The organism is Pyxidicoccus sp. MSG2 (genome assembly GCF_026626705.1).
GTDB lineage: Bacteria > Myxococcota > Myxococcia > Myxococcales > Myxococcaceae > Myxococcus.
Genome location: NZ_JAPNKC010000001.1, coordinates 3068532 through 3079115 on the forward strand (window position 1 = coordinate 3068532; position 10584 = coordinate 3079115).

Genomic DNA, 10584 nt, shown 5'->3' on the forward strand with positions numbered 1-10584 from the left:
GGGGCCGTCTTAACTCCAACCGGAGCGGCCGGGCAACCGCCGGTGATGGCCCCGTGCCTCCGAGTGCACGGCGGGCCACCGTGCGTCAGTCGAGCAGGCTGCGGGCGTACTCCGCGCGCAGCCGGTCATCCCCCAGCGCCTGGGCGGCCTCGGAGAGCACGCTGCGAATCTGCTGCGCGCGGTGCTGGAGCGCCGGGTCCGGGTGGCCGGCGAAGCGCAGCGGGTGGAACTCGGCGGCCAGCAGCTCGTACGCGCGCTTGACCTCCTCGCTGCCCGCCGTGCGGGCCAGTCCCAGCACGGTGAAGTAGTCGGCGTCCTGAATCTCCTCGAACTTCGCCTCGAGGCGACGCACGTCCAGCTCCGGGGGCAGCTCGCCGGAGTCCTCGTCGCCGGCGTCCTGGAGCGAGATGAGGCCGAGCGTCCGCGCCACCGCGAGCGACTTGAGGGCGGACTCCTGCGGCAGCCCCGCGCCCAGGAGCAGCGCCTCCAGCGTGTGCTCGCCGTCCACCTGCGAGAGGAGCTGCAAGTCACGGGAGGACAGGCCGAAGTCGTCGGGGGCCAGGTGGAGGTCGCCCCGGGTGACGCGGGTGCGAAGGCTGCCGGCGGCCTCCAGCAGGGACTCGGCGGAGAGCGTGTTGCGCAGCGCCTCGGCCAGCAGGTGCAGCGGCGGGCGCGTGGCGGCGGCGAGCGCCACCTCGTGCGGCGCGGGCTCCGGCACCAGCCGGTAGAGCGTGGAGGGCTCGGCGAGCGCGTCGAGGAAGACCTGCTCCGTGTAGCGCTGCACGAGCGGAACGGACTCGGACTCGCGCAGGTAGCCGCGGCCCCGGAGGGCGTCCAGCAGCGCGCCGGTGGTGGCGCTGCGCACCAGGCGCAGCTCGCCTTCCTGGCGCGCGTCGATGAGGCCATCCGCGCGGGCCCGGTCGATGAGCGACTCCCCCGGTGCGGAGGAGACGGCACCGACGAGCGCGCCGTCCCGCAGCCAGAGGACGCGCAGGGCGTTCATCACCTTCAGCTCCAGGCGCATCTCCATGCGCGCCTCGCAGAGCCGGAGCACCAGCTTCGCGAGGCCGTCCTGGGTGACGCTGCCGCTGCGGGCCACCGCCAGCTCGGGCCGGCCGGGCGGGGCCTCCAGCGGGAGGAGCGCGGCACGGGCCTGCGCGGCGGCCTCCTCGGCCTCGCGATGCCCGCGCTCTTCCAGCTCGTGGCGCTCGCGCTCGGCCTGGGCGCGCTGCTCGACGGCATCGGCTTCCAGCTGGGCCTTCTCCGCCCGCAGGGCTTCCAGCGACTTCTCCACGGCCTCTCGCGCCTCGCGCTCGCGGGCGAGCTCCTGGCGGATGCTCTCGGAGGCCTGGCGGGCCTGCTCGAGCCTTCCCTGGAAGGTGGCGAGCTGCGCTTCGGCGGCGTTCCTGGCGCGAATCTCTTCTTCGATTCGCGTCTCCGCGGCCGCGCGCTGGTTGGCCTCGGCTTCGAGGCGGACCTCCAGGGCGGTGCGGTGGCGACCCTCGGCCTTCGCGCGGGCGGCTGCCTCGGTTGCGGCCTGCGCGGCCTGCTGCACGCGGGCCTCGGCTTCCGCACGGGCCTTGGACTCGGACTGCGCGTGGGCCTCCGCTTCGGCACGGCGCTTTGCTTCGGCTTCGGCGCGGGCCTCGGACTCGGTGCTGGAGGTCGCTCCTGCTTCGGCGCGGGCCTCGAATTCAGCACGGGCACGGGCCTCGGACTCGGCGCGCTCCTCCGCCTGGGCACGCTGCCGCGCTTCCGCCTCGGTGCGGGCTTCCGCCTCGGTGCGCTTCGTCGACTCCGCGTCGGCACGGGCCTCGGCTTCGAGGCGCAGCTTCGACTCCGCTTCAGCGCGGGCCTCGGCTTCTTCACGCAGTCGGGCTTCGGCTTCGGCGCGGGCTTCCGCCTCGGCGCGCTGCTTCGACTCCGTCTCCGCACGCGACTCCGCGGCCTCACGGAGGCGGGCTTCCGCCAGGACGCGATCCTCGGCCTTCTGGCAGGCCTCCGCCGCGGACTCCGCGCGCTCCTCCTCCTCGGACTGTGCCTGGGTCGCCAGCTCCGCGCGGACCTCCGCGTCGGCTCGGGCGCTGGCTTCGGACGTCGCCCGGGTCTCCGCCGCGAGCCGGGCCTCCGCCTCTGCCTCCGCTCGCGACTCCGCGGCCTCACGGGCGCGAATCTCCGCCTCGGCCCGGTCCTCCGCCGCGGAGGTCGCCGTCTCCGCCGACTCGGCGCGGGAGTCCGCATCCCGACGGGCCTTCGCCTCGGCCTCGGCGCGGCCTTCGGCCTCGACACGTCCGGCGGCCTCGGACTCGAGCCTCGTCTCGATTTCCTTCAGCGCCTGCATCGCCGCCTTGGCGCGAGTCTCCGCCGAGGTACGGGCCTTCGTCTCCTCACGGAGTCGCGCTTCGAGCTTCTCGATGCGCACCTGCAGCTCGCTGCGCGCCAGCGCCTCCGCGTCGGAGCGCACCCGGGCTTCGTCGCTGGCCGACGAGGCGTCCTGTGCCCGGACCTCCGCTGCCACCCGGGCCCGCTCCTGGGCCTCGGCTCGCGCTTCCGCGTCGATGGCGCGCGTCTCCACCTCGGCTCGCGCTTCCGCTTCCTCGCGGGCCCGGTCCGCTGCCTCCTCCGCACGCGCCTGCGCCTCTTCGCGAAGGCGGGTCTGCTCGCCCACCTCCGCCTTCAGCGCATCGAGCTGCCCACGCAGCTCGGCGAAGTCCTGCTCGCGCTCCTCGATGCGCCCCAGCGCCGCCCTCGCGGCGGCGTCCACGGTGGCGCGCTCGCGAGCCTCGGAGCCGGCACGGGTCTCCGCCTCGTCGAGCTTCGCCTGGAGCGTGGCCACCTGCTCGCGCAGTTGCTCCAGCTCCCCGGCCCGCTCGGACTCCAGCCCGGAGTCACGCTGCTGGACGACCTCGAGCTGCGCCTCGGCCTCGCGGCGCAGCAACTCGGCTCGCGAGTGCTCTTCTTCCAGCGCCGCGAGCCGTTCCTGAAGGGCGTGGACCTGGTGCTCCGCTTCGAGCCGCAGCGCCGTCTCGCGCGAGCGCTCCTCGTCGAGCGCCTGCTCCCGCTCACGGGCCGCCTCCGCCAACTCCTGCGCCACGAGCCGGAGTGACGCCTCCTGCTCCCGCGCGGCCTCCGCCTCGACTCGCAGCGCGGCCTCGCGGTCCAGGACGCCGCGCAGCGACTCGCTCAGCTCGCGCGCCTCCACGAACTGCTGTTCCGTCTCGCGGTGGAGTGCGATTTCCTTGTCGAGCTCGGCCCGCACCGAGCGCACCCGCTCGTGCGCCTCTTCGAGCTGCCGCTCCGCCTCTTCCTGCTGTGCCTGCCACTGCGCCAGCAGCGCGGGGGTCGCGGCACCGGGGATGGCGACAGCGGCCTCCTCCACGGGTGCCAGCGACTGCTCCGCGTAGGAGGGCGCGTCCGCATCCGGGTAGCTCGGCGCGTCCGCGTCGGAGTAACCGGCCCCGTCCGCTTCCGTCCCGTCCGACGGGAGGGCCGGGGATTCGGGCTCCGTTCCGGACCGCGGCCATTCCAGGAGTGTCGTCGGCCCGGTCGAAGTCGCGGCGACACCGTCCGTGTCCGAGTCGAACCAGTCCGCACCCGCGCTGGTGCCCGGCTCAACGGTGTTCGCGATTTCTGGGGCGCTGCCGCCCGGGTCCGCGCCCGTGGCCGCGGCGTCGGCACTGGCCGCATCCGCGTCGCTCCACGCGGAAGCCTCTTCCACCCCCGGCGCCAAGGTGCTGGACGCCTCCGAGTCGAGCGAACCCACCGCCGAGACCGGTGTCTCGCCCACGGGGTCGTCCGGCTCCGCGCTGCTCCAGTCGTCATACAAACCCGCGGCCGGAGCCGTCTCTCCCGCATCGACCGCGGACGTGCCCGCATCGGCTGTGGACGTGCCGTCATCGGCCGCGGACGTGCCCGCCTCCGCCTCCTCGCGAGCCCGCACCGAGGCCTGCAGCTCCGCCTCCAACACATCCCAGGCCGACGGCACGGCCTCCTCGTCACCCGCGCCGTCCGCGAGGTCCCCATCCGCCGAATCCGCCGCCGGAGCACTTTCAGCCGGCATGTCCGCCGCAGAGGGCTCCTCGCCCAGCTCGGCCTCCGTCCCCCACTCCGAGCCCTGCTCGCTGGAGGACGCGTCCGCCGTCAGGGTGCCGCTCCCGCTTCTTCCAGGGGCCACACCTGCCGGAGCCGTCTCGCCCCACCCCACCGCCATCCTCGCGGTGTTCTCCATCTCCGGGTCCGGAGGCAGCTCCATCCACGACGGAGTCTCCGCCGCGGCCGCCACGAAGGGCTGCTCTCCCGGCGTCACGTCGGAGGGCCCAACGCCCTGCTCGGCTCCCGGCGTGTCGACGTCGAAGAATCCCTCGTCTCCCAGCCTCGGCGCCGGAGTCACCGGCCGCGCCGCGGACTGCGACACGGGCTCCTCCGTCCACGCGAGCTGCCCCGGGGGCGGCGCAAGCTCCGACCCCAGCTCCGCCTGCTCCCGCGCCAGTGCCGCGTCAATCTCCAGCTGCGCCAGGCGCTCGGTCTCCGCGCGGACCTCCGCGTCCACGTCACCGGACGCAAGCTCCGCACCGGACGCCCCCGCCCCATCCACCGCCGGAGTCTCGGGCATGCCCTCGCCCCAGCCATCCGCCGACTCCGCACCACCCGACGCGAGCGCCGAGTCGATGGAGGCCATCGCCTGCGCCTCCACCTCCTGGTGCGCCAGCTCCATGGCGGAGTACATGACGAGCGTCGTCTGGTGCTCGCGCTGCTGGGCCTCCTCGTGCGCGCTGCGCTCCTCGCGCGTCATCGCCGCCACTTCCCAGTCCGTCTGGTGCAGCGGTGCCAGGTCGCCGAAGAGCGCGTTCGCCAGCGCGGGGTCTCCCCCCACCGGGCGCGGCGCCGTCGCATGCCACGCCTCGCCGTCATCCGCCTGGGGCCCGGCACCGGACGCGGGCAGGCTGCGGTTCTCCACCACGTGCCAGGCATCCGCCTCCGTCGGCGCGCGGAGGAGCGAGGTCACCAGGGCCATGAAGCCCGTACCGTCCAGCGGCAGCGAGGCCACCGGGGCGCTGAAGCCGGGAATCGGCTCGCCCAGCAGCAGCACGCGGGCCTTCTTCCCATCCGGATGCTGGAGCAACTCCTCCAGCACCACGTGGCCGCGCCCGCTCTCCACCCCCGGAGCGAGCACGACGAGCACGGGCTGGTGGTGACCGAAGCCGATGAGGGCGTCCGCGGCGGAGGTGGCGAGGATGACCTCGTACCCTTCGCGCGTGAGCAGACGCCGCACCGCGGCGATGGTGGCGATGTCGTCGTGAACGAGGAGGACCGGTGCGCCCATGGGGGGCACCGAGTCTACAGCATGGCCCCCGGATCCACGTCGATCACGACCTTCACCCCGGACGGTACGTCCCCCAGGGCCGCCTCCATCCGGCCAAGCAGCGGGGCAAGCGACGCATGCGTCGGCCCCTTCACGAGCAACTGCCAGCGCGTCTTCCCCCGGATGCGGGAGATGGGCGCCAGCGCCGGCCCCAAGAGGCGCACCCCCGCCGAAGCAGGCGGCATGTGCCGCGAGACGAGGTTGCCCAGGTGCCGTGCCACGCTGGCCACCTGCTCGGGATGCTCGCCCTCCAGGCGGATGGCCGCCATGCGCGAGTAGGGCGGGTACGCCAGCGCCTTGCGCCAGTCCAGTTCCTGCTTCGCGAAGCCGTCGAAGTCGTGGGCCAGCACGCGCCTCACCGGCTCCGCGTCCGGGTTGTACGTCTGCACCAGCACGCGCCCCGGGTCCTTGCCCCGTCCCGCGCGCCCGGACACCTGGGTGAGCAGGTGGAAGGTGCGCTCAGAGGCGCGGAAGTCCGGGATGGCCAGCGACGTGTCCGCCATGACGACGCACACCAGCGTCACGCCCGGGAAGTCATGCCCCTTGGCCACCATCTGCGTGCCCACGAGCACGTCCAATTCGCGGCGTGCGAACGACGCCAGCATCTCCGTCAGCCGCTCCGCACTGGTGGCCGAGTCCCTGTCCAGCCGCGCCACGCGCGCGGTGGGGATGCGCTCCAGCACCTCGGCTTCCACCTTCTCCGTGCCGATGCCCAGCTTGAGCAGGGGGCCGGTGCACTCCGTGCACCGCTCCGGCACCGGCATGGCCAGCCCGCAGTAGTGGCACACCACCCGGTTCTGCGAGCGGTGGTGCGTGAGGCACACGTCGCACTCGCTGCACTTGAGCGACAGGCCGCACACCTCGCACAGGAGCACCGTGCTGTGGCCGCGCCGGTTGAGGAAGAGGATGACCTGCTGCCCCTTGCCAATCGTCTCCTCCATCGCCGCCAGCAGCGGAGGGCTGAGGATGGGCGCCTCCTCCGTCACCACGCCCTCTCGGGGACGCTCCACGCGCAGGTCCACCAGTTCGATGGTGGGCATGGGCCGGTCGTCCACGCGGTTCTTCAACTCCAGCAACCGGTAGCGACCGCGCCGCACGTTCTCCAGCGTCTCCAGCGACGGCGTGGCCGAGCCCAGCACCACCACCGCGTTGGCCTGCTTGCCGCGCACCACGGCGAGGTCTCTGGCCTGGTAGCGCAGCTTCTCCTCCTGCTTGAAGGAGGGGTCATGCTCCTCGTCCACGACGATGAGCCCCAGGTTGTCCACCGGAGCGAACACCGCCGAGCGCACGCCGACGGCAATCTTCACGTCGCCCCGGCGCAGCGCCTGCCAGTGGAAGAGCCGCTCGCGGTCCTTCAGCGCCGAGTGCAGCACCGCCACCTCCGCGCCGAAGCGGCTGCGGAAGCGGCCCACGAGCTGCGGCGTGAGCGCGATTTCCGGCACGAGGATGAGGCTGCCCTTGCCCTGCGCCAGCGCATGCTCCGCCGCGCGCAGGTACACCTCCGTCTTCCCGCTGCCGGTGACGCCGTGCAGGAGGAACGGCTGGAACTCGCCCGTGTCCAGGGCCGCGCGCAGCTCCGTCACGGAGGTGCCCTGCTCCGGGGTGAGGCGCTCGGGGCGGCCCTGCATGAGGCCGTCCTTCACGCCGGCCTCCAGCTTCTTCTCTTCAATCCGCGCCATGCCGCGCGCGGCGAGCTTCTTCAGCGTCTCGCGCGCGCCCGGAATCGCGTGGGAGACCTCCTCCAGCGGCGCGCGCCCTCCCACGGCCAGCAGGTAGGCAAGCGCGGCGGACTGGGCGGGAGCGCGGTGGAGCTCCGGGGGCACCTCGTTGATGAGCGCCACCGCGAAGAGCTGCACGTCCTGCTTCGCTTCCTTCTCGTCCACCGCCTTCGACAGGCCGGGAGGCAGCGCGCCGCGGATGACCTCGCCCAGCGGGTAGCGGTAGTGCACGGCCGCGAAGCGCAGCAGGGCGATGAGGTCCTTCGGCAGCGACGGCGAGTCCTCCAGCACGCGCTGGATGGGCTTGAGCTTCACGCCCTCCTCGGCCGGAGGGGAGGCGGGCCCGAGGTAGAAGCCCAGCGCGGTGCCCCGGCCGAAGGGACCAGCACGCGCTGGCCCGGCGACAGCTGGCCGGCGAGCGCGTCCGGCACCGAGTAGGTGAACTCGCCCCGGACGGGGCGGCCAACGGCGATGGAGGCCAGGACGGGAGGGCTCACTGCGGCGCCCACTGTAGCGGCGCCTTCGGGCTCGGACAGTTCCCGGCGACTCCTCGCACCGGAGGTACGCACGGACATGGAACCCCGGGTGGGGGAGGCCTCCGTCCGCTCCGCCTGCGCGTCGTCCCACAAGGCTTGCTGCTCCATGATGCTCCCTTCAACCGCCACCCCAGCCCCTTCCGTCCTGCTACCAGGTGACACAGTGCCCCGAGGGTCTGACATGCCCTGCCAGGTCCTCCGTCGCGGCCACGACGTGCGTGTCGCCCTTGCATCCGGGCACACGCGTGACCCGCGGCTGTCACGCCGCAAGCCTTCGAGCAGGCACAGCGAGTAGAACGGGCCGCGAGGGCATGGCCCTTCGAGCAGCGAGCGGCACTGGAGGCACGGGCCTCGACGGTGCCGCGAGGGGCACGGATGGCGCGGGACAGCGCACCACCCGTGCCGCGAAGCACAGGCCGACTACTTGCCGGTGGCCTTCTTCCAGGACGGGCGGCTGCTGATGCGGTTCCACCAGGCGGCCACGTTCTTGTGCTTGTTGAGGACGTCCGCGCCGCCGGCGGCCACGAAGAACTCCAGGTACGGCAGCCAGGACACCTCGGCGAGGGAGAAGCTGTCACCCGCGAGGTACTGCTGCTTGCCCAGCACCGGGTCGATGATGCCGAAGACCTTGTCCACGCCCTGGAGACCCTCCGCGACGCGGGCCTCGTCCGCCGCGCCGCCGCCCATGTGCGGCTTGAAGAGGCGCTCCATGATGACCTTCATCGCCGCGGGCGAGAAGTAGGACTGCTCCACGCTGATGTACTGCTCCATCAGCCCGTAGGCGCGCGGGTCCGCGGGCGTGAGCGAGGTGCCCGGCAGCTTGCGGTCCAGGTAGCGCATGATGGCGCGCGACTCGTAGAGCATGTTGCCGTCGTCCTCGAGCGCCGGGATGACGCCGAACGGCTGGCGCGCCAGGTGCGCGGGCTGCTTGTGCTCGCCCTTCATCAGGTCCACGAGGACGAACTGGGCCTCCTGGCCCTTCTCCGCCAGGGTGGTGAGGACCTTGCGCGTACAGGTGCTCATCGGGTGGCCGTACAGCTTCATGTGGCACTCCTCTTGTGTGGCGGGCCGGGTGGAGCCCCGGCCGGGCGCGGGCGGACTTTCTTCGGGGGCCGCGCGCGCCGCAAGCCTCCAGACGCGGGAGGTACAGCGGCACACACCACGGCCCACACGTCGGGCCGCGTCAATGGCACGCGCGTGTGACGAGGCGGCTACGGCGTGAAGAGCTTCTCCGACAGCGTGGCGCGGCTGTCGCCCTTGAGCGCGGTGAAGCGCAGGGCGCGCTGGCCGCCGCGCCAGACCTCGATGGTGCGCGGCATCCACTCGCCGGTGGCCGGGGACGTGTAGTCGAGGAAGCGGATGTCCCAGGCGTTGTTGGCGGTGTCCGTGTAGCGCAGCCGCGCCGGACGGAAGGAGTCCTTGTAGACCCAGAACTGCGGGCGGCCCTCGGCCATCTCGCCGAGGACGTACGCCACCTCGCCGCCGAAGCGCGCCAGCCCGGTGCGCCCCGTCTCGACGCCCAGCGTCTGCAGGTGCTCCTGCAGGGCCTCCTTGACGTCCTGCACGCTGCCGCCGCCAGCGGCCAGAATCGGACACACCTGCGAGACGAGCACCGACATGGACGGCACCTCGGTGCCCTCCGAGCGGCGGCGGCCTCCCGCCTGGATGGCGGCGGCGCGCGCGTTGCCGTCGGGCACGGCGGCGTCGAAGCGGCAGCGCCCCGGCACGCGGATGGAGAGGATGCCGTCGCCCTGCACCTCCGGGCGGTCCGTGGGCGTGCCCAGCGCCGCGCCCGCTTCCTTCACGGCGGGGCCGCTGAAGCTGAGCGAGCCCTCCACGCGGAGCGAGGACAGCTTGAGCTCGTCGCGCTCGGCGACCATGCGACGGAGGATGGAGCCTCCGGGCAGCACGTACGCGCCCGCGGCGAAGGAAACCAGGACAGCCAGGAGTGCGGCGGTTCGCTTCACGGCTTCTCCGTCTTGACGACCTCGCGCGGGGAGTAAGGCCCCCCGGGGGTGCCCGGGCGCGGAGGAGGAATGGGTCAGATAGCCCACCTTTGGGGCCGGAATGTATTGATGGCACCCGCCCCCTTCAAGCTGGATAGGATGCCAACGTCATGCCGCTCCGCTCGACTGTCCTGCTGATTGCGCTGTGTGTGTCCACCGCCGCCCTGGCCCAGCCATCGGAGGACCTGCGGGACGTGATGAGCGCCCGGGCCTACGGCATGGGCGGCGCCTACCGGGCGCTGGGCCTGGGCACCGAGTCGGTGCTGGGCAACCCCGCCGCCATGGCCCTCTTCCCCTCCTACCGGGTGGAGGGCACGGGCGCCTGGGACGCCAACAGCAAGGAGGGCCTGCTCGGCATCTCCGTGCTCGACGCGTCCACCAGCCGGCTCGCCATGGGCGTCGACTACCACTGGGTGAGCCTGGGCCGTGGCGGCGCGCGCTCCAGCGCCCACCTGAGCTCGCTGGGCGTGGGGCTGCCCCTGAACCAGTCGGTGATGATCGGTGCAGTGGCGCGCTACCTGCGGCTGAGCGGCGAGTCGCGGTACGTCAACTCCGTCACCGCCGACGCGGGCCTGCTGTTGCGGCTGTCGCCGTCGTTCATGGCGGGCGTGTCCGCACACAACCTCATCGACACCGGCAACTCGGAGCTGACGCGGTACTTCTCGGGCCACGTGGGCTTCCTGACGCAGCAGCTGACGGTGGCCGGCGACGTGCGCGCGGACTTCGTCACCAACGACAAGAGCACGTTCACGTACAACGCGGGCGTGGAGTACCTCTTCGGGCAGCTGCTGCCGGTGCGCGCGGGCTACTCGTACGACGGCTTCCAGAAGGTTTCCCAGCTGAGCACGGGCGTGGGCTTCGTGACGGAGGGCGGCGGCGGGTTGGACATCGCCTACCGTCACGACCTGGGCAGTGGCACGGGCCGGCTGCTGGCGCTCACCATCCGCCTGCAGATGAAGTGA

At 72.8% G+C, this 10584-nt stretch carries 4 protein-coding genes and 1 pseudogene; 1 reads left to right on the plus strand and 4 read right to left on the minus strand.

Features of this window, described 5'->3' with window-relative positions; translation table 11 throughout:
- Nucleotides 1–85: 85 nt before the first annotated feature.
- From OV427_RS11455 to OV427_RS11470, 4 genes and pseudogenes are all read right to left on the minus strand, one after another.
- On the minus strand, nucleotides 86–5323 hold the full coding sequence (locus OV427_RS11455) for a DnaJ domain-containing protein (protein WP_267856114.1): 5238 nt from the start codon (nucleotides 5321–5323) through the stop codon (nucleotides 86–88).
- 14 nt (nucleotides 5324–5337) lie between these two features.
- A pseudogene (priA, locus tag OV427_RS11460) lies at nucleotides 5338–7724 on the minus strand (replication restart helicase PriA).
- A gap of 312 nt (nucleotides 7725–8036) precedes the next feature.
- Nucleotides 8037–8660, minus strand: a complete 624-nt coding sequence (locus tag OV427_RS11465; protein ID WP_267856115.1) for a glutathione S-transferase family protein — start codon at nucleotides 8658–8660, stop codon at nucleotides 8037–8039.
- Nucleotides 8661–8827: 167 nt separating this feature from the next.
- A complete protein-coding gene (locus OV427_RS11470; RefSeq protein ID WP_267856116.1) occupies nucleotides 8828–9583 on the minus strand; it encodes a hypothetical protein in 756 nt (251 codons plus the stop codon).
- Between the two features lie 149 nt (nucleotides 9584–9732).
- Between OV427_RS11470 and OV427_RS11475 the strand changes: the two genes are divergently transcribed.
- Nucleotides 9733–10584, plus strand: a complete 852-nt coding sequence (locus OV427_RS11475; protein WP_267856117.1) for a hypothetical protein — start codon at nucleotides 9733–9735, stop codon at nucleotides 10582–10584.